14 protein-coding genes are annotated in these 19809 nt (G+C 35.1%); 2 read left to right on the top strand and 12 right to left on the bottom strand.

Annotated elements, in window-relative coordinates; all coding sequences use genetic code 11:
* Positions 1–50: 50 nt before the first annotated feature.
* The 12 genes from ACFFLS_RS15885 to ACFFLS_RS15830 form a co-directional block, all read right to left on the bottom strand.
* Entirely contained in the window at positions 51–728 is a 678-nt protein-coding gene (locus ACFFLS_RS15885; protein WP_379684513.1) for an MBL fold metallo-hydrolase, read from the bottom strand.
* Between the two features lie 61 nt (positions 729–789).
* Entirely contained in the window at positions 790–1362 is a 573-nt protein-coding gene (locus ACFFLS_RS15880) for a Crp/Fnr family transcriptional regulator (RefSeq protein WP_379684514.1), read from the bottom strand.
* A gap of 1 nt (position 1363) precedes the next feature.
* Entirely contained in the window at positions 1364–2011 is a 648-nt protein-coding gene (locus ACFFLS_RS15875; protein WP_379684515.1) for an HAD family hydrolase, read from the bottom strand.
* A 6-nt stretch (positions 2012–2017) separates the two neighbouring features.
* Entirely contained in the window at positions 2018–3226 is a 1209-nt protein-coding gene (locus ACFFLS_RS15870; protein WP_379684516.1) for a BaiN/RdsA family NAD(P)/FAD-dependent oxidoreductase, read from the bottom strand.
* A 170-nt stretch (positions 3227–3396) separates the two neighbouring features.
* Positions 3397–4074 carry a glycerophosphodiester phosphodiesterase gene (locus tag ACFFLS_RS15865; protein WP_379684517.1) on the bottom strand — a complete coding sequence of 226 codons (678 nt, stop codon included), beginning with the start codon at positions 4072–4074 and terminating at the stop codon, positions 3397–3399.
* Positions 4075–4280: 206 nt separating this feature from the next.
* Positions 4281–6143 carry a glycoside hydrolase family 13 protein gene (locus tag ACFFLS_RS15860; RefSeq protein ID WP_379684518.1) on the bottom strand — a complete coding sequence of 621 codons (1863 nt, stop codon included), beginning with the start codon at positions 6141–6143 and terminating at the stop codon, positions 4281–4283.
* A 12-nt stretch (positions 6144–6155) separates the two neighbouring features.
* Positions 6156–6851 carry a carboxylesterase family protein gene (locus tag ACFFLS_RS15855; protein ID WP_379684519.1) on the bottom strand — a complete coding sequence of 232 codons (696 nt, stop codon included), beginning with the start codon at positions 6849–6851 and terminating at the stop codon, positions 6156–6158.
* 217 nt (positions 6852–7068) lie between these two features.
* Complete coding sequence (locus ACFFLS_RS15850) at positions 7069–9183, bottom strand: glycoside hydrolase family 97 protein (protein ID WP_379684520.1); 2115 nt, start codon at positions 9181–9183, stop codon at positions 7069–7071.
* 27 nt (positions 9184–9210) lie between these two features.
* A complete protein-coding gene (gene mdxK, locus ACFFLS_RS15845; RefSeq protein WP_379684521.1) occupies positions 9211–11514 on the bottom strand; it encodes a maltose phosphorylase MdxK in 2304 nt (767 codons plus the stop codon).
* A gap of 172 nt (positions 11515–11686) precedes the next feature.
* Positions 11687–12340 (bottom strand): beta-phosphoglucomutase, encoded by a 654-nt coding sequence (gene pgmB, locus ACFFLS_RS15840; protein WP_379684522.1) that lies wholly within the window; start codon positions 12338–12340, stop codon positions 11687–11689.
* 24 nt (positions 12341–12364) lie between these two features.
* Positions 12365–13720 carry an MFS transporter gene (locus ACFFLS_RS15835; protein WP_379684523.1) on the bottom strand — a complete coding sequence of 452 codons (1356 nt, stop codon included), beginning with the start codon at positions 13718–13720 and terminating at the stop codon, positions 12365–12367.
* A gap of 177 nt (positions 13721–13897) precedes the next feature.
* Positions 13898–14929: a LacI family DNA-binding transcriptional regulator gene (locus ACFFLS_RS15830; protein ID WP_379684524.1), complete on the bottom strand. Its 1032-nt coding sequence runs from the start codon at positions 14927–14929 to the stop codon at positions 13898–13900.
* A 235-nt stretch (positions 14930–15164) separates the two neighbouring features.
* Here ACFFLS_RS15830 and ACFFLS_RS15825 point away from each other — a divergent pair, with 235 nt between their 5' ends.
* Both ACFFLS_RS15825 and ACFFLS_RS15820 read left to right on the top strand, forming a co-directional pair.
* Positions 15165–18146 (top strand): SusC/RagA family TonB-linked outer membrane protein, encoded by a 2982-nt coding sequence (locus ACFFLS_RS15825; RefSeq protein ID WP_379689517.1) that lies wholly within the window; start codon positions 15165–15167, stop codon positions 18144–18146.
* A gap of 36 nt (positions 18147–18182) precedes the next feature.
* Positions 18183–19808: a RagB/SusD family nutrient uptake outer membrane protein gene (locus ACFFLS_RS15820; RefSeq protein ID WP_379684527.1), complete on the top strand. Its 1626-nt coding sequence runs from the start codon at positions 18183–18185 to the stop codon at positions 19806–19808.
* The last annotated feature ends 1 nt before the right edge of the window (position 19809 follow it).

The following is a 19809-nucleotide window of genomic DNA, read 5'->3' as shown; positions in this document are numbered from 1 at the left end:
AAATTATTAGAATTGTCTTAACGAAAACTTACAGAATCTGTAAATTCTTGTTAATAAGTGCGGTTGAGTTTTTGAACAAATTTGTCTAATTCCCCATTATTAAATAAAACAGGACCGTGACCAAAACATAATATTTTAGCTTTTAACGAAGCCAGTTTTAGAATGGATTTCCTATTTGTTTCTTGATCTGAAGTGAATAAATGAGGAGGTTCATGTAAGCCAACTTTTGTAGTGAGAAGATTCATATTAGTCATAACATCACCCACAATCAAAACACCATCTTTTTCTCTGAAAAAAGAGATATGACCGCTGGAATGTCCAGGAGTTTCAATAACTGTAAATCCGCCAATTTGATCACCTTCTTTTAAAGTTTGAGAAACCAGATGTCCTTTTCCTGCCCAGAAATTCTTCTGAAATTTTGAAATAATATGATTCGGATTTGGGTATTCTGTAATTACATTTCCGTTTTCGGCAAATTCTTTTTCAGGTTCACTGCATAAAAGTGGAATATTCAACGTTTTGCAGATTATTTTACTGCTTCCCTGATGATCGGCGTGAGCGTGGGTTAAGACATGTTTATTTACCGTTTTGTCTTTTAAAGCTTTTAAAATTGTATTTGCTGAACTTCGGATTCCCGCATCAATTAAAACATCTTCAATCATGTAACAATTAATGGCATTTCTAGGAAATAATGAAATTTGGTAAACATCTTTGGCAATACTCTTCATCTTTTTCAAATTTTATTTTGACAAAGATTCGAATTCGGTCTTTCAATCCACTTGATAAATGTTAAGAAATGTCTTGACGGATTCTACTCAGCGATTCCGGCGTAATTCCGAGAAAAGAAGCGATATAAATTAAAGGCGTTCGCTGCATTATTTTGGCTGGAGCCGAAGCTAAAAATGTCTGGTATTTTTCTTTTGCTGGAATCATTTGAAGTTTTAAAACTCTGTCTGCCATGCAAAGGTAATTCTGTTCAGCCAGAATTCTTCCAACTCGTTCCCAATTTGGGATTTCATGATACAGAAACTGCATTTTTTCGAAAGTAATCGAAAGCACTTCGCAATCTTCGATACATTGCATATTCTCAAAAGATGGTGTCTGATTGATAAAACTAGAATACGAAGCAATAAAACCGTCATCAGAGCTTAAATAGGTCGTAATTTCTTTTCCTTCTTTCAGATAATAAACTCGTGCTAATCCTTCAACAATAAAGAAAATCTTATTGCTGATTTTTCCCATTTCTGAAAGATATTCTTTCGCTTTAAATTCTTTATATTCAAAACAAGAAGCGATTGTCTCGATTTCATTTTCAGAAAAAGGGGCAATTGCTGTGATTTGTTTTTGTAATGAAAGATGCATTTTAAAGAATTTCAATTAATTCTGAAGCTGTATTGACAACCACTTTTGCACCGCTGTTTTTCAATTCTTCTTCGGTTCTGTAACCCCAAGTAACTCCAACTGGAAACATATTGGCATTTACAGCCGTTTGCATATCGATATCAGAATCGCCCACAAATAGGATTTCTTCTGGTTTTAAATTCCATTTTTTGCTGATTTCAACCGCTTCAAACGGATTTGGTTTTTTAAGCTCTTCTGTGCTCAAACCAATTGCTGTATCGAAATTATTTGGAAAAATTTCGGATGCTATTTTCTTCGTTAATTCATCAGCTTTGTTCGAGAAAACCGCCATTTTGATATTTTGTGAAGTCAGTTTTTCAAGCAATTCTACAATTCCGTCATACGGTTTTGTTTTCAGTGTGCACATTTCACGATATTCGTTAATCATGCATTCAAAACAAATTTCAATTTGTTCGTCTGAATTATTAGTTGCTGGCAAAGCTTTACTAACGAGATTTCGCAATCCGCTTCCTATAAAATATTGATAAGTTTCGTAAGTATGCGTTGGGAAATTTAGACCTTGAAGTACTTTATTCATCGCATCTGAGATGTCTTCTAATGAATTGACTAAGGTTCCGTCTAAATCAAAAATGATTCCTTTAAATTTCATTTTGTATTAAATATTTTGAGCCAGAATAAACCCGCTCGTCCAGGCATTCTGAAAATTAAATCCGCCTGTAATGGCATCTATGTTTACAATTTCGCCAGCAAAATAAAGATTTTCGTGAATTTTGCTTTCCATGGTTTTAAAGTTGATTTCTTTTAAATCGATTCCGCCAGCGGTTACAAATTCTTCTTTAAAAGTGCTTTTTCCGTTAACTTTAAATTCGGCTTTTGTGAGTTGTGAAGTTAGATTCTGCAATTGGTTTTTAGATAAATCTGCCCACTTCGTTTCTGAATCTATTCCCGAAGCCAAAACCAAACTTTCCCATAAACGATTTGGAAAATCAAAAGGAGATTTTTTAGAAACTGCTTTTTTAGCGTGTTCCTGTTTTAAGTCTTTTAGAATTTTTTCGGCATCTTCGTAATCGACATCATTCAACCAATTGACAAAAATCGTAAACTGATAATTTTTGTCATGCAAAATACGAGCGCCCCAAGCCGAAAGCTTTAAAATTGCCGGACCGCTCATTCCCCAATGTGTAATCAACAAAGGCCCAATTGATTTCAGTTTAGTGTCTTTGACTTTTACTGAAACTTGTGCAGCAACACCAGGCAATTCTTTGATTCTGGAATCTTTGATGTTGAAAGTAAATAGGGAAGGAACGGGGCTTACAATAGCGTGTCCTTGTTCTTGAAGCATTTCCCATATTTTAGGATTGCTTCCCGTTGCCATAATTAATTTTTCGGTAGCATAATTATCCGTTTGTGTATCGATTTTCCAATGATTTTCTTTCTTGAAAATGGATTGTACGCTTTGTCCTGTCAAAACTTTTATGCCTAATTTTTCGGTTGCTTTTAAGAAACAATCGATAATCGTTTGTGATGAATTAGAAACAGGAAACATTCTGCCGTCTTCTTCGATTTTTAATTCAACGCCATGTTTTTCAAACCATTCAATTGTATCTCCTGAACAAAATTGATGAAAAGGTCCGCGAAGTTCTTTTTCGCCTCGTGGGTAAAATTTCACTAATTCATTGGGTTCAAAACAAGCGTGCGTAACGTTGCATCGTCCGCCTCCAGAAACGCGGACTTTAGAAAGCACTTCTTTTCCTCTTTCTAAAATGGCGATTTTCAGTTTCGGATTTTTCTCTGCAATATTAATTGCGGTAAAAAAACCGGCAGCGCCTCCGCCAACGATAATGATGTCGAAATTTTTAATCATATTTTGTTTTTTGCCACGAATTTCAAGAATTGGCACTAATTTTTTTAGCTAGATTTTTTCTTTAACCACAAATTGCACAAATTTTCGCAAATTAATTATTGCATTTAAATTTGTGAAAATTTGTGCAATTTGTGGCAAAAAAACTTTTAATCTGTGGCTATTTTTAAACTTTATATTTTATCTGGATTATCTGAGATAATTCCGTTTACTTGATAACTTTTTACTTTTTGAATATCTTCTTCAGAATTTACTGTCCAAGGTAAAACTAGAAAACCTTTTTTCTGCATTTCGCTTACATTATCCGCATTCAATAATTGAAAATCAGGATGAATGGCTTTTGCTTTTATGTTTTCGGCGAAAGCCAAAGCAGTATCGATACTTTCTTCTGTTAAAACACCAATTGGGATATTTGAGTTTAGTTTTGACGTTTCTTCTAACATATTCCAATCGAAACTCGAAATGATGAAATGATTGTAATTCCAGTTTTTTGTTGCAATATATTCCTCAATCAATACAACAACTTTACTGGCAGTTCCCGAACCTTTTAATTCGATATTGATCAGACATTTTTTATCAACTAAATCAAAAACCTCATTTAAAGTTGGAATTTGGTTTTCTCCATCAATTAAAAATGATTTTAATTCTGCTAAAGTAAAAGTGTTTACAAGACCTTTTCCGTTAGTGGTTCTGTCAATGGTTTCATCGTGAATTACGATTATATGCCCGTCGGCGCTCAAATGAACATCAAGTTCGATTCCGTCTGAATTTAAGTCTAAGGCTTTTTGAAAGGCTTGAAGCGTATTTTCGGGGTCGTAGGCTTTTGCGCCTCGATGTCCAATTTTTAGCATTTGTTGTGAGTTTGACCGCAAAGGTCGCAAAGTTTTACGCAAAGGTCACAAGGATTATAAAAAAAAGTTAGCCACAGATTATCAAGATTAGCACAGATTTTTAAAAATCCTTTTAATCCTAATAATCTGTGGCTAAAAAAAATCTCTCGCAAATTTGGCAGATTTCTTTTTAATTATCTGCAAAATCTGCGAGAGAAAAAATATTGTTATTCTAGTTCTAAAACCAAAGCTGATTTTGGTTCCAATGTAATTTCAGAAGCTAAATCGAATGTTTTTCCTGAAATAACATCTTTTCCTGATTTAAAGTTTTTGATGCTTTCTTTAAAACGGTTTGTTTTTACAACTTGCTCTTTTGCATTGTTATTGAAAACGACCATTACGGTTTTAGCATCTGTATATCTGAAATATACATACGTGTTGTTTTCCGGAATGTAATGCGTCATTTTTCCGAAGTGAATCGCTTCGTTTGATTTTCTCCAGTTGAATAATTTTGAACTGAAATCAAAGAAAGCAGCTTGTTCAGCCGTTCTTCCTTCTTTGGTAAAAGCGTTGTTTTTATCGCCTGCCCATCCGCCTGGGAAATCCTGACGAATATCGGCATCACCACCTTTACCTTTATCTCCGCCCATTCCAATTTCTGAACCATAATAGATCTGTGGAATTCCGCGAACTGTTGCCAACAAAGTCATCGCCAGTTTATATTTTGGCAAATCATATTTAAACTTATCGTTCATACGATCCGTATCATGATTTTCGGCAAAAACCAAAATGTTATTCGTGTTTGGATATAAAAAATCCATTGCAAAATTGTTGTAGAATTTAATCAATCCGTTATCCCAGCTTGGTTCGTTTTCGTTGAAAGCAGAAGTAATCTGGCTTTGAAGCGTAAAATCCATTACACTTGGAAGATTCGAATTGTAGTTTTCAATCGCACCAATTTTGCTGTCTTTTTGCCAAAAAGCCAAATTCGCCTGATTGTGCATCCAGATTTCGCCCACAATATTGAAATTTGGATATTCATTTGTAATCGATTTTGCCCATTTTGCCATGGCTGTTTTATCAGAGTAATTATAAGTATCTACTCTGAATCCGTCAAGATTGGCAAATTCAATCCACCAAATAGCATTTTGAGTTAAATATTTTGCAACTAATGGATTTCTAAGATTCAAGTCTGGCATAGAAGGTACAAACCAACCATCGATACAAACTTCCTGATCGATTTTTGAAGCATGAATATCTGTAATGACTTCACGTCTGTGATGCGTTTGTGTGAAAGTTTCAAACTGATTGAACCATGTTTTAGTTGGAATATCGCTCATCATCCAATGGGTAATTCCCCAGTGATTCGTAACATAATCCATAACCAGTTTCATATTCTTTTTATGCATTTCTGATGACAAACGAGCGTAATCGTCATTTGTTCCGTAACGCGGATCGATTTTGTAAACATCAGATTGTCCGTAAGTGTGATAGGAGTGCTGTTTGTCGTTGTCTTCGCATAAAGGCGTGCTCCAAATTGTGGTTGCACCAAGAGATGAAATATAATCTAAGTTTTTAATAATTCCTTCGATATCTCCTCCGTGGCGTCCGCTTGGATCTTGACGGTTTCCTTTTTCAGTTAAAGAAGCATCGCTATCGTTTTTCGGATTTCCGTTAGCAAAACGATCTGGCATAATTAGGTAAATCAAATCCGATGCATCATAACTTTTTCTGTCTGCAGAATTGGCTCTTCTTTCTTTCAGAAGATATTTTTGTTTAAAGGCAACTTTATTATTGTTCTTGAAAGAGAAAATCAATTCAGAAGCTTTGACATCTTTTGTATCGATGGTTACGAAAAGGTAATTCGGGTTTTCTGTTTTCTCAACGTTTTTAATCACAACATTATTAGAAACGGAAGCTTCATATTGTGAAATGTTTTTCCCGTAGAACATAATTTGCAATTCCGAATTTTTCATTCCGGCATACCAAAATGGCGGTTCTACTTTTTGGATTTGCGCTTTCGCGGAAGCGGAAAACAACAAAACCAACAGGATTAGTTTATAGATAAGTGATGTTTTTTGGTTTTTCATAATTTGTATGTTTTATTTCTTCTGTTCAAGCATCCATTTATAAATTTCAGGTTTTGTTTCGTAGAGATATTGAATCTCATGACCTTCATTTTCTAAACGGGTAAACTTGAAATTATTTTTAGTTTCACAAGATTCAAGGCTTTTTGCAATTCTCTCCGTTTCACTAAATGGAATTTTATCATCGGCAGTTCCGTGAAAAGCCCAAATCGGAATTTTACTGAGATTACATACTCTTGTTAAATCGCTGTCGTTAATACCACCGCAAAAGGCAACAACAGCAGCAAATTTACTTGGAAAATCTAAGGCCGTAATGTAAGCGCCGTAACCTCCCATACTAATACCAGTAATATAAATTCTGCTTTTGTCGATTCTATATTTTGCTTCTAAATCAGCACATAATGTTTCGAACCAATTTTCAGTCGACCAATATTTATTGTCTGGACATTGAGGCGAAGCAATTATAAAATCGAAATTTTGTCCTTTTTCAACCAGATAAGGCAAGCCGTATGTTTTGAGTTTATTCAAATCATTGCCTTTTTGTCCTCCTCCATGAAGATAAATTACAAGCGGATATTTCTTAGTTTCTTTTGAATACTCTTTTGGCAGATATAATAGGTAATCATATTTAGCGACTACTTTCTGTTGAGAATAAATGTTTATGCCAAAAAATATTAGTAAAATTGTCCAAAATGTTAGTCTGTAATTCATTCTCTTTTTTGGGTTCTGATTTCCTGCAAGGTTTCCAAAACCTTGTAGGTATAAATTGAGTAAAACTTTAGAAAACCGACAAGGTTTTGGAAACCTTGCAGGACTGTTGCCTTCATATAATATACCTAACAGGTTTTTAAAACCTGTTAGGATAAGCTTTTTGCAATTTAAAAAAAAGACAAGTAATCTAGGGGGGAAATTACTTGTCTTTGAAAAACTATTTAGTTTCGATAATGCTTATCGCATACCCTCCTCCAGGAGCAGAAAACTGAGATAATTTTGATTTATTTGTTACAGCAATTTTCTTGATTGTATAAGCTTGCGGATTTGTTTTGTAATGCGCATCTTTTGCATCAGCATAAATTGTTGCTGTGTATTTTTTGCCTTTTTCAAGGAAACTGAAATCGATGTTTGAGGTACGAGGGGTTTCTCCGTTTACGTTTCCTACGAACCAGTTGTTTGTACCTTTTGCTTTACGTGCAACTGTGATAAAATCTCCTGGTTCAGCCTCGATATATTTACTTTCAGACCAATCTACCGCCACATCTTTAATGAATTGGAAAGCATCTGGAAAACGGTTGTAGTTTTCCGGAGTATCAGCAGCCATTTGCAACGGACTGTACATAGTTACATATAATGCTAATTGATTTGCCAATGTACTGTTTACATGCGATTTGTTCTCAGGATTCATTTTGCTGATATCCATTTCGAAGATTCCCGGAGTGTAATCCATTGGTCCACCAATTAAACGTGTAAAAGGCAATACAGTAACGTGATTTGGTTTAGAACCTCCAAACGCTTGGTATTCAGTTCCTCTTGCCGCTTCGTTTCCAATTAAGTTAGGATACGTTCTTGCAATTCCTGTTGGGCGAACGGCTTCGTGAGCGTTTACCATAATTTTATAATCAGCTGCTTTTTCGATAGCATATTGATAGTGGTTTACAATCCATTGGCTGTAGTGGTTTTCACCTCTTGGCAAAATATCACCTACGTAACCGCTTTTTACAGCATCGTATCCATTATCGTTCATGAATTTGTAAGCAGCATCCATATGACGCTCGTAGTTACGAACAGATCCAGAAGTTTCGTGGTGCATAATGATTTTTACACCTTTAGATTTAGCATATTCATGCAGCCCTTTTACATCGAAATCTGGGTAAGGAGTCAAGAAATCAAAAACATAATCTTTTGAATGTCCAAACCAGTCTTCCCAACCTTCGTTCCATCCTTCAACCAAAACAGCGTCGAAACCATTTGCGGCAGCAAAGTCAATGTATTTTTTTACGTTAGCATTGTTTGCTCCGTGCGTTCCGTTTGGTTTTGCTTTTGCGAAATCGGTAACACCTAATTGAACCGTTGGATAATCATTTGTGTATGACCAAGAGCTTTTTCCTGTGATCATTTCCCACCAAACGCCTACGTATTTTACTGGTTTGATCCAAGAAGTATTCTCAATTTTTGATGGATCATTTAAGTTATAAGTCATTTTTGAAGCTAAGATTTCTCTAGCATCGTCGCTTACGATAATTGTTCTCCAAGGCGAATGATTTGGTGCCTGCATATGACCTTTATCTCCTTTTGCATCTGGCGTTAACCAAGATTCGAAAACTAAGTTTTTGTCATCTAAATTCAAATGCATACAAGAATAGTCAATCAAAGCAGCTTCGTGTAAGTTGATGTAGATTCCGTCAGCCGTTTTTAACATCAAAGAAGTCTGAACTCCTGTTGGAGAAAACGATTTTTGAGAAACGTTTGCTGTGTATGCTTTTTGAGCTAAACCTCTAATTTCTGATAATTTAGATTTTGTATAATCGTATTCCTGAGTATCGTAATCTCCAGGAATCCAGAAAGCAGTATGATCTCCAGTCATTGCAAATTGAGATCTTTCTTCTTTGATTATAAAGTAAGTAAGGTTCTTTTGCGCTGGAAATTCATAACGGAATCCTAAACCGTCATCGAACAAACGGAAACGGATTACGATTTGTCTGTCGGTACTTTTTTGGTTTAAAGTAACAGCCAATTCATTATAATGATTTCTGATGTGATCTACTTCTCCCCAAACTGGTTTCCAAGTTTCATCAAAAGTTGAAGTTTTTGTATCAGCAATTGTAAAGTCGTTCAATAAAGATTTTTTGTCATCTTTTAGTTCAAGACCTAGTTTACTGGTTTTTACAACTTCTTTGTTTTTGTATTTTAAATTGTACGTTGGAGTTCCATCGTTTTGAAGAGAAAATTCCATTACGAACTTTCCTTCGGGTGATTTTAATTGCTGCGCTTTTGCAACGGTGCTAAACGCAAACAAAATTAAACTTGCGAAAAATAAGTTTTTCATGTTTTTTAGATTTTAGAGAATTGTAATTTAATTAATTTGTACGAGTTTATCAGCCGTTATAGCTTTGCCATTTACTATAATTTCTAAATCCTGATCACCATCTACAGTAAAAGTGGTTTCATTATGATTTACAGAAACTTTTAAAATCTGGTTTCTGAAATTGATTTTAAACGAATATCCTTTCCATTCTTTTGGAATTTTTGGTGAGAAATGCAATTGATTGTTTTTAACACGCATTCCTCCAAAGCCTTCCACGATACTCATCCATGTACCGGCCATTGACGTGATATGACAACCTTCTTCCACTTCTTTATTATAATCGTCCAAATCCAAACGAGAAGTTCTTAAATAAAAGGTATATGCCATGTCCATTTTATCTAGAGCTGCAGCCTGAATCGAGTGCACGCAAGGCGAAAGCGAACTTTCGTGAACCGTAAATGATTCATAAAATTCGAAGTTGCGTTTTAATTCTTCTTTCGAAAAATGATCTTCGAAGAAATAGAAACCTTGTAAAACGTCAGCTTGTTTGATGTATGGCGAACGCAACACGCGATCCCAAGACCATTTTTGGTTAATTGGACGTTGTGATTTATCTAAATCTTTAACCGGAACTAAATCTTTATCTAAGAAACCATCTTGTTGTAAGTAGATTCCAAGTTCTTCGGAAATTGGGAAATACATATTTTCAGCTACTTTTTTCCATTCCTGAATTTCATTCGCCGAAAGGCTAACTTTTTCAAAAACTCTTTTGTGATCTTCAGGATATTCTAAAGCGACTTTTTCGATTTGTTCTGCAGCAAAATCAATACACCATTTTGCGATATAATTGGTGTAGAAATTATTGTTGATGTTGTTTTCGTATTCGTTTGGACCAGTAACTCCCAAAATCACATATTGATTTTTATCTTTTGAGAAAGAAGCTCTCTGGTGCCAGAAACGCGCAATCCCGATTAAAACTTCTAAACCTTTTTCTGGAATATATGAGTAATCCCCCGTGTAACGGTAATAGTTGTAAATCGCAAAAGCAATCGCACCATTTCTGTGGATTTCTTCGTGTGTGATTTCCCATTCGTTATGACATTCTTCACCATTCATGGTAACCATCGGGTACAATGCAGCGCCATTTTTGAAACCTAAATTGTCTTTGGCGTTTTCAATCGCTTTGTCCAATTGATTGTAACGGTAAGTCAACAAGTTTCTCGCAACCTGCTGATCTTTTGTCGCCATGTAAAACGGAATACAATACGCCTCAGTGTCCCAATACGTTGATCCACCGTATTTTTCGCCAGTAAATCCTTTTGGACCAATGTTTAAACGAGAATCTTTTCCTGAATAGGTTTGATTTAATTGGAAAATGTTGAAGCGAATTCCTTGTTGTGCTTTTACATCGCCTTCAATCGTAATGTCTGACATTTCCCAGATTTTTGCCCAAGCATCAATTTGGTTTTGAAGCAAGGTTTCATAACCTAAAGCAACAGCAGATTTAATTACTTTTTCGGCTCCAGCCAAAGTATTTTCGTGGTTTAAAGAAACCGTGTAACCACCAATTTTTTGAATGGATGAGGTTTGTCCTTTTGCAATAATAGTTCCGTAAGTATATTGAACTTTATCTACTGTTGAATCGATTGTAGATGGCGAAATATGAGCATCTTCGCCATTTGCCAAAATCGTATTGTGCATGAAAGTCGTAACCTTGAAATGCGTTTTAAAAGTTTGAGCTGTTACAAAAGCTTCGTTTGTTCCTTTTTTGACTTCAAGAGGTTCCCAGAATTTTTCTTCCCAGTTCGCATCTTCATTGGTTACACCAGCGTCAACGTAAGGTTTGTAAACGATTTTTGCATCTTTATTTAAAGGCGTAATATCGTATTTAATGATTCCGGCTTCGTCTAAATCTAAGGAAAGAAAACGACGAATGTTTACTGAAATTTCGGTTCCGTTTTTAAGAATAGCTTCAAAAGAACGGTTGTACCATCCTTCTTTCATATTCAATTCTCTGCGGAAGTTTCTAACTTCGGTACACGTATGTAAATCAAGATTTTCTTCGTTGATTTCAATATCAATTCCAATCCAGTTTGGAGCGTTAAGTACTTTGGCGAAATACTTCGGATAACCGTTTTTCCACCAGCCTACTTTTGTTTTGTCTGGATAATAAATTCCGGCGATATAACTTCCTTGAAAAGTTTCAGCGGAATAAGTTTCTTCAAAATTGGCGCGCTGTCCCATAGCACCGTTTCCGATACTAAAAAGACTTTCAGACGATTTGACCCTTTCAGCATCAAATCCTTCTTCTATAATTGACCAGTTATCTGGCTTTATATAATCTTGGTTCATCTCTTTTTAATTAGATAATTGGGCAATTTGATAATTAGAAAATGTGTCAATTAGATAATTTGATAATTATTTTTTGACTTTTATCCTTATTAATTGCTTGGTTGTTCTACGTTTCATTTTTATTAGAAAATGCGATAATTGCGCTTTGCAAATTATCTAATTGACACATTTTCTAATTGATTAATTTTTCTACAAAGTCTGCTGTGATCTGTGTAAAATCTTTAAAAATATAGTCAGCTTCATGTAAAATTGTTTCCTCACCAATTCCCACACTTACCATTTCTGCAATATTTGCTGCCTGAATTCCGGCAACAGAATCTTCAAATACAATTGAATTTTTGGGATCAATGTTTAATAATTGAGCCGCTTTTAAGAATACTTCAGGATCTGGTTTTGCATTGCTAACATCGTTTCCGTCAACAATAACGTCGAAATAAGATATGATTCCTGTTTTTTCTAGAATTGGTCTTGCATTTTTGCTTGCAGAACCCAATGCAATTCCCTGATTTTTATCTTTTAGTAGTTTTAGAATTTTCAAAACTCCTGGAAGAATCTCACTTTCATCCATGTCAACTAAATAAGATAGATAATCTTCGTTTTTTTGAATAAGCCATTTGTCTTTGTCTTCTTGAGAAGCCTGAACACTGCCTAATCCAAGTATAATATCTAGAGAACGAACGCGGCTCACGCCTTTTAAAAGTTCGTTGTCTTCAAGTGTAAAATTTATATTTAATGACTGGGCGATTTTCTGCCATGCCAAAAAGTGGTATTTAGCGGTGTCTACAATAACTCCGTCAAGGTCGAATATAAATGCCTTTTTGTTCATCTTAGGGGAAAAAATTATTCTTAATTATATTTTTTGAGAAACGTCGTCAACGTCTTTTACTTTAGAAACTAAAGCTGCGGCGATTAGAAAGCTTACACCGCTTGTGACTAAAGCATAAATGGCATCTCCATTGTAAAGATATTTTACGATTGGGCCTCCGATTAATGCATTTACAATCTGAGGAATAACAACAAAGAAGTTGAAGATTCCGATGTAAACACCCATTTTTTTAGGTGTAATGGATCCTGCAAGTATTGCATAAGGCATTGCCAAAATACTTGCCCACGCGATTCCGATTAAAATCATAGGCAATACAATCCAGTTTTCATTTGGCATGAAGTAAATGGATATCAAACCAATTCCCCCAATAACTAATGAAATGGAATGTGTTGCTTTTCTTCCGATTTTTTTAGCGATATAAGGCAAGAAAAACAAAGCGACAATTGCAGAAACTAAGTTGTAGACACCAAACAGAATTCCGACCCAGTCTCCAGCATCTTGATACTGCTGGCTAGAAGTATCGCTGAGAGGTAATCCGTAAATATGATGCGCTATGGCTGGTGTTGTAAAAACCCACATTCCGAATAATCCAAACCAAGAAAAAAACTGCACCCAGCTAAGCTGACGCATCGTGGCTGGCATTTTTGCAAAATCGCTAAAGATGTCTGTGATTTTTGATTTTTCTTCAGAATCAGAAACCACCGCATTTTGTGGATTTTCAAATTTTGCCAATTCTTCAGGCGAATATTCTTTGGTTGTGAATACGGTTACTAAGATTGAACCAATTAAAACCGCTGCGCCAATGATAAATGACAACGTTAGATTTAACGGAACACTTCCTGGAACTGTACTGTTGGGAACACCGAAATATTTCGTTAAAATATAAGGCAATGCCGAACCAATTACAGCTCCAAAACCAATTAATGAAGTTTGGATACTGAATCCAGCAGTATGCTGATCGGTTCTTAAATTATCGCCAACAAGTGCACGAAAAGGTTCCATGGCAATGTTGAACGAAGCATCCATAATCATTAGCATTCCGGCTCCAACCCATAAAGCAGGAAGTACAGAAATGAAAATATTAGCCTGTGGCATTAAAATTAATCCCACCGAAGCTAAAACGGCTCCCACTAAAAAGAAAGGTTTTCGTCTGCCGAATCTTCCCCAAGTTTTATCACTGTAATGACCAATAATGGGTTGCACTATTAATCCCATAAGGGGAGCAATAATCCAGAACCACGAAAGTTCGTGTACGTCGGCACCAAAAATTTGAAGAATTCTGCTGGCATTTGCATTTTGAAGTGCAAACCCCATTTGGATTCCTAAGAAACCGAAACTCATGTTCCAAATTTCCCAGAAACTTAATTTACGCTTTTCCATTATCGTAATTTGTAAAAATTATACGATAAGCGCTTTGCTTATCAAAACTTGCTGTTTTTTTCGAAGTAAAACTAAAAGCCTTGACGGGCGTAAAATTATAAATTATTTTTTTATATATGCTAATAAAAAAGCCATAAAAATAAATTATGGCTTTAGAATGTATTGATTTTAAGAAATTTAGTCAGTAGATTCTCTTTTTATGAGATGTGTTTCTATAACTTCTGTAATGTAATTTTCATTGTGCTCTTCATCATCATCTTCTTCAGCTTCTATACGTTCAATAAGCATTTTAGCGGCTTTATTTCCCATTTTTTCGCCACTTTGACTTACTGTCGTAATCGTAGGAGTAGAGTATTTTGAAATAATTCCGTCTGTGAATGCGATTACCGCTAAATCTTCAGGAACTTTTAATCCCATTTTGGCAGCTGTTTTGATAATTGTTACAGCAAAAAGCTCATTTACAGCAAAAACAGCATCAAAAGCTCGGTCATGCAAAAGCTGCGAAATCGTAATTTCGCAGGTATTGACATCTTCAATTTTGATAATTAAATCTTCGTTAAACGGAATTTCATTGTCTAAAAGTGCTTTTTCGTAGCCATCGGTGCGGAGTTTTCCAACGCTTACATAATCGACTGTAGTTACCAAAGCGATTTTTTTTCGTCCATTATCAATTAAACTCTGAACGGCTTCATAGGCTGCCGCTTTATCATCAATAATGACTTTATCGCACAAAATGTCGTTTGTAACTCGGTCAAACATGACTACAGGCATTCCTTGATTGATAACTTCGGTAATATGATGAAAATCGCCTTTAAACTGAGTTTCCTTAGAAAGAGACATGATAAATCCGTCGATGCTTCCGTTGGCTAACATTTCCATATTTAGGACTTCTTTGTCAAAAGAATCGTCTGAAACACAGATTACTACACTGTATCCGTGTTCGTTTGCAACCTGCTCGATTCCGTTGATAACAGTAGAGAAAAAGTAGTGTACAATTTCAGGAATAATGATGCCAATACTCTTTGTTTTTCGATTTTTTAAACTAAGTGCAATGTTGTTTGGTTTGTAGTTATAAAACTTCGCAAAAGCCTGAACTTTCAGTCTTGTTTCTTCTCCGATTTCTAGACTGTTTCTAAGTGATTTTGAGACGGTTGAAATAGAAACATCAAGTTCTTTTGCAATCTGTTTTAAGGTTATTTTACGTTTCATGTGATTAGTTGAAAAAAATCTAATTAATAATAAAGGTATCTGATATTTTTATAATTGACAATTTTAACGCTAAAAGATTACAAAAAATAGAAAGTTTTCAACACTACCACGTTTTCGTAAAGTAATAAAAATTGCCTCTGGTCGGACACGTTAATAAATTCATAATTTTGAAATTCGAAGTAAAATTAAAAACTTAACTAACAATCACAAACTCAAACTAATTTAAACAAAAAGTATGAAAACAATTTACAAAAAGTTGTTATTTTTATTCCTATTGTTGCCTTTTAGTGTGTTAGCTCAAAGCACTCTAAACGGGACTGTTGTAGATGCTGCAACAGGTCAGCCAATACCGGGAGTAAATGTAAATGTACAAGGTGCTCCTGGAGGAACATCAACAGATTTTGACGGTAAATTTAAGTTAACAAATCTAAAAAGTGGAGACAAAATTTTGGTTTCATTTATTGGATACAAGACTGAAACCGTAAATTATGCCGGTCAGTCAACTTTAAGCGTTTCTTTACAAGAAGATACAAATCAGCTGCAAGAAGTTGTGGTACAAGTAGGTTACGGAACTGTTAAGAAAAAAGACGCAACAGGATCTGTATCTCAAATTTCAGCAAAAGAGTTTAACAAAGGTATAAACGTAACTCCGGAAAGTTTAATCGGCGGGCGTATTGCTGGTGTTAATGTTGTTGGAGGAGGAGCTCCAGGTGCAAAAGCAGATATTAGAATTCGTGGAGGATCTTCTTTAAGTGCTTCAAATGACCCATTAATTATCTTAGACGGACTTCCATTAAGTAATGCTGTTCCGAGTGGTGCTACAAGTATTTTATCTACAATTGATCCAAATGATATTGAGTCTTTTACAGTATTAAAAGATGCGTCTGCTGCCGCTATTTATGGTTCACGTGCTGCAAATGGTGTAATCGTAATTACAACTAAAAAAGGAACGAAAGGTGGTGTGAAGGTTAATTTCAGCTCTCAAGTAGGTGTCAATACTGTTGCGAATACAGTTGATGTTTTAAGCGCAGACCAATTCCGTAATTTAGTAAATACATTAGGAAACGATGCTCAAAAAGCAACAATGGGCACTGCAAGTACAAATTGGCAAAAAGAAATTTTCCATACAGCCTTAACAACAAACAATAACATCTCTGTAAGTGGTGCTTTATTTAATAAATTACCAGTACGTTTATCTGTTGGAAATGTTGATAATCCTGGAATCTTAAGAAACACTTCTTTTGAAAGAACTACGACATCGATATCGTTAAATCCTGTTTTATTTGACAATCACTTAAAAATTGATATTAGTGGAAATTTATCTTTCAGCAAAAATCAATTTCAAGACGAAGATGCTGTTATTGGATCGGCAATCAGTTTTGATCCAACACAGTCTCCTTACCAAGCGGGTTCTCGTTATGGAGGATATTTTGAATGGTTAGAGCCAAATGGAAACATAGCATTATTGCCTGCTAAAAACCCAGTTGCAAGATTAAACCAAGAAGATAAAAGATCTAAATCTACTAGAAAATGGGGTAATATTAGCGTAGACTATAAATTCCACTTTTTTGAAGATTTAAGAGTTGTAGCAGAAGCTGGTATCGACAGGTTTGACAGCAGCGGATACAACAGACAAAGTACAGAAAGTATTTTAGGGTTCCAGCCAGTTCCTTTTACTTCAGCAGGATATGTGAATTTAGGAAACTACGATACTTATACAGACGATTTACAAAACAAAAACTTAAACACGTATTTCGTTTATACAAAAAATTTAGGGAAACTTAAATTAGATGCTACAGCTGGTTACAACTATCAGTTGTTCCAAAAAGAAAAATACCAATCTGGAGCGCTTACACAGCCAGTTGAAACAAGAAATGAAGATGTTATCACTGATCCAGATATTAACTTACAATCATTTTTTGGTCGTTTGAACTTAGGTTGGGACAGTAAATATTTATTGACTTTAAACTACAGAAGAGACGGAACTTCTCGTTTTTCTGAAGAAAACAGATGGGGTAACTTTATGGGAGGTGCTTTTGCGTGGAATGTTGCTGAAGAATCTTTCTTAAAAGGGAAAGAAACACTTTCTAGTTTGAAGTTAAGAGTAGGTTATGGTACAACAGGACAACAAGATATTTCTGCTCAGTACGACTATTTAAGAAGGGTAACATTGGGTACAATTAATACACAATATGTATTTAATGGTGTTGTTTACAAAACAGCTAGACCTGAAGGATACAACCAAAACATCAAATGGGAAGAATTGGCTGAGATGAATATTGGAGCTGATTTTGGATTCTTAAAAGATAGAATTACAGGTTCGATCAATTACTTTGATAAAAAATCAACAGATTTATTAGCTGACGTATTAGTTCCGGATGGTGCTAACTTAAGAAACCAAGGATTCAATAATATTGGTAACTTGAGAACAAAAGGACTTGAGTTTAGTCTTCAGTCTGACATTATTAAAAAAGGTGATTTTAATTGGAATGTTGCCGTTAATGCTACTTACCTAGATCAGAAGATTGAAAGTTTAGGACAAACTGTTGAAGGTTTTCAAGGTTATGAAGTTGGTGATAATATTAAAGGAGGAAACGGAAATAAAGTGTTGATCAATACAGTTGGATTTGCTCCAAATTCATTCTTCGTTTATGAGCAGTTATATGATGCTAATAAAAAACCAATCGCGGGTGCTTATGTAGACAGAAACGGAGATGGAAAAATTGATGCTAATGACCGTTACAGATACAAGAAACCAACAGCAGATTATACATTTGGTCTGTTCTCAACTTTAAACTACAAAAAGTTTGATTTTACAATGAACTGGAGAGCAAGTTTAGGAAATTACATGTTTGATAACGTAAATTCTAACATGGGTTACTCAGATGCAGCTTTAAGAAGAGATAATGATTTGTCTAATCTTAGTGCAGATTATTTAAATACAGGTTTCAAATTTGAAGACAATGGTACACAGCGTTATTTATCTAATTATTACATAAAAGATGCTTCTTTTATCAAATTAGACAACGTAACTCTTGGATATACTTTAGATAGATCTTTATTAAAAGACGTTTCTTTAAGATTCTCAGCTGGTGTTCAGAACGTTTTTGTACTTACAAAATATGATGGGTTAGATCCGGAGAAATTCAACGGAATTGATGGTAATGTTTACCCAAGAGCAAGAACTTACTTGTTTGGAGTAAATGCAAGTTTCTAAATAGTACATTGAAAAACAAATTTTAAAACATACAAAATGAAAATATCATTTAAATATATATCTTATTTCTTCCTATTTGTTTTAGGAATAAGTATGACGTTTACTTCGTGTACTGACGATTTAAATGTGACGCCAAAGGATGATGATGAATTCTTATCTGAAACTTTCTTTCAGGATCCAGCATCTTATAAGCAAGTTTTAGCAAAATTATACGCAGGTTTATATGTTGGAGGTAATGATGGAGATGGAGATGCTAATACTCCAGGAAGAAACCCTGATATTGCAGGACTTGGAGGGGATTTTAGTAGTTATCTAAGATTGCTTTTTGTAACTCAGGAATTGCCTACAGACGAGGCAGTGATTGCTTGGGCAGATGGTACTTTGCCAACATTAAATACACAAACGTGGTCGCCTGTTAATGAGTTTTTATACGGAACTTATTCTAGAGCATCTTACCACATTAGTTTGGCAAATGAGTTTTTAAGACAAACTTCAGACGATAAATTAAATGCAAGAGGTGTTGATGCTAGCCTAAAAGCTGAAATCGCAACTTTTAGAGCAGAAGCACGTTTCTTAAGAGCTTTTTCTTATGTGAATTTAATGGACTTGTTCGGGAATGTGCCAATTACGACAGAAGCTGACCCTGTTGGATTCTTTTATCCGGTACAAAAATCAAGAGCGGAAGTTTTTGCTTTTGTAGAGTCTGAATTGAAAGATCTAGACAACAGTCTTGCCAACGCAAAAACAAATGAGTATGGGAGAGTTGATAAAGTTGCGGCTAAATTTTTATTGGCACAGATTTATTTAAATTCTAAAGTCTATACTGGCACAGAAAGAAACAATGAAGCGGCTACTTTATGTAGTGAAATCATTAATTCAGGATATACATTTGCAAACGTTCCTTATGCTTATTTGTTCTCAGCGGATAATGACAAAAACGGAGCTCAAAATGAGTTTATTTTCCCAATCATCAGTGACGGAATCGCTATTAGAGCAACTGGTGGAGGAATGAGTTTTATTCTTCACGCCTCTATTGGAGGAAGCATGGATGCTGCTTCAAGAGGTATGGATGGTGGATGGCAAGGAACCAGAACTCGTAAAGAGTTTGTTGGACTTTTTCCTGATGCAACCGCTACGGGAGATAAAAGAGGTACATTCTATACAGATGGGCAAACTTTAGATATTGCTAATATATCGACATTTACAAACGGTTATGCTGTAACAAAATACATTAATAAAAAAGCAGACGGTTCGGCAGCTCAAAGAGCTGATATTCCAGATACAGATTTTCCAATGTTTAGAGTTTCTGATGCTTATTTAATGTATGCTGAAGCAACTTTAAGAGGAGCTTCAACAGGAAACTTAGCGACAGCATTAGGTTATGTAAACCAAATTAGAACAAGAGCTGGTGCGCAGAATATCTCTACTGCACAATTGACACTTGATTTTATTTTGGATGAAAGAGGAAGAGAATTATTCTGGGAATGCCACAGAAGAACTGATTTGATTCGTTTTGGCAAATTTACGGGGGGATCTAAAATCTGGCAGTGGAAAGGCGGCGTTATGAACGGTACAGCTACAGAGTCGTACAGAGATTTAATGCCAATTCCTTCTAAAACAATTCAGGCAAATCCAACTTTGAAACAAAATCCAGGATACTAAC

Origin of the sequence: Flavobacterium procerum (genome assembly GCF_042431625.1) — a bacterium.
GTDB classification, from domain to species: domain Bacteria; phylum Bacteroidota; class Bacteroidia; order Flavobacteriales; family Flavobacteriaceae; genus Flavobacterium; species Flavobacterium procerum.
Note: the sequence above shows the minus strand (reverse complement) of the source record. Positions and strands in the feature narration are given on the sequence as shown.